We start from the raw sequence: 1,255 nt of genomic DNA, 5'->3' as shown, positions 1-1,255 counted from the left end.
TCCGGCCGCCATCGGCCTGGGCGACTATGGCAAGGCCGGAAACTATTTCGCGCGTCAGGTCGGCCGCTGGACCAAACAGTACCATGCGTCGGAGACCGAGCCGGTTCCAGCAATGGACCGGCTGATCGCCTTCCTGCCCGAAAGCCTCCCGGCTGAGGGCCCCAGCCGCATCGTCCACGGCGACTTCCGTCTCGACAACATGATCCTGACGCCGGATCGAGCAGAGGTTCGCGCCGTGCTGGATTGGGAACTGTCGACCCTGGGCGATCCAATGGCGGACTTCTCCTATCTGCTGATCGCCTGGGCCATTCCGGCTTCGCTGCGCAACGGCCTCGCCGGCGCCGATCTGGAGGCCCTGGGCATCCCGTCCGTGGAGGAGACCGTCGAACGCTACGCCGCCGCGACAGGCATGCGGCCCGCCAACCTCGACTGGCTTTACGCCTATAATCTGTTCCGGCTAGCCGCCATCTGCCAAGGCATCGCCGGCCGCGTCCGCGACGGCACGGCCGCCAGCGCCCACGCCAAGACCATGGCCGCCCAGGTCGGTCCGCTCAGCGACGCGGCGTGGGCCTTTGCGAAGCAGGCAGGCGCCTAGTCCCTGACTGCGGCGCCCAGAATACGCTTGTCCGTCTTGGCTTGCACCAGCACCGCCACGGCCTCGCCGGGGCGGGCTGACGGCAGCGCGTAGAGCATCGGGCGACCGCGCCATTCGCCAAGGCGCGTCACGCCGCGCACGACGTTCATGTGTCGCACGGCCTGACCCCGGTTCTCGCCCTGACGGACCTCGACCACCTGAGGGCCGGGCGTATAGGTCACCGCCACCACCTCGGCGCCGCCGACCGGCGCGCGGCCGGAACCGACGCCGACGCCGGCTCCGCTCTCGCGGAATTCTATCTCCGGCGGCCAGGCCTGACGCACCGCCTCCTGACCGATGGCGGTTTCAAGCTCGACGCTGCGGGCCCCCGACACCTGACGTCGGCCATCGATCACGACCTGGGGCGTCGAGACGCCGCGCTGGCGCAGGGCGGCGCGATAGGCGCGCTGGCGCTGAACGAACTCAGGGCGGGCGAAGGTGTCGGTCCAGCCCAGATAGTCCCAGTAGTCGACGCCATAGGTCAGGGCGATGACGCCCGGCTGGGCCGCCGCCTTCTCCACCGCCGCATTGGCCTCGATGCAGCCGCCACAGCCCTGGGCGGTGAACAGTTCGACGACCACCGGCGGGCCGCTGGCCGTCGCATGGCGCGGCGCAAGCGGC

Annotated in this window: 2 protein-coding genes; one reads left to right on the top strand and one right to left on the bottom strand. The window is 70.1% G+C overall.

Going from position 1 to position 1,255, the window contains the following annotated elements; all coding sequences use genetic code 11:
- Window positions 1–595: phosphotransferase family protein (locus B3T77_RS00835; protein WP_292076168.1), on the top strand; the 595-nt coding region annotated here is incomplete at its 5' end.
- On the opposite strand, the gene B3T77_RS00830 is transcribed toward B3T77_RS00835, so the two are convergent.
- Window positions 592–1,255: DUF1223 domain-containing protein (locus tag B3T77_RS00830; RefSeq protein ID WP_292076165.1), on the bottom strand; the 664-nt coding region annotated here is incomplete at its 5' end. The genes B3T77_RS00835 and B3T77_RS00830 overlap by 4 nt on opposite strands.

It is taken from the genome of Brevundimonas sp. UBA7838 (assembly GCF_002500885.1).
Classification (GTDB): Bacteria; Pseudomonadota; Alphaproteobacteria; order Caulobacterales; family Caulobacteraceae; genus Brevundimonas; species Brevundimonas vesicularis_C.
The sequence above is the reverse complement of the archived record's forward strand: the minus strand, read 5'-3'. Positions and strand labels throughout refer to the sequence as shown.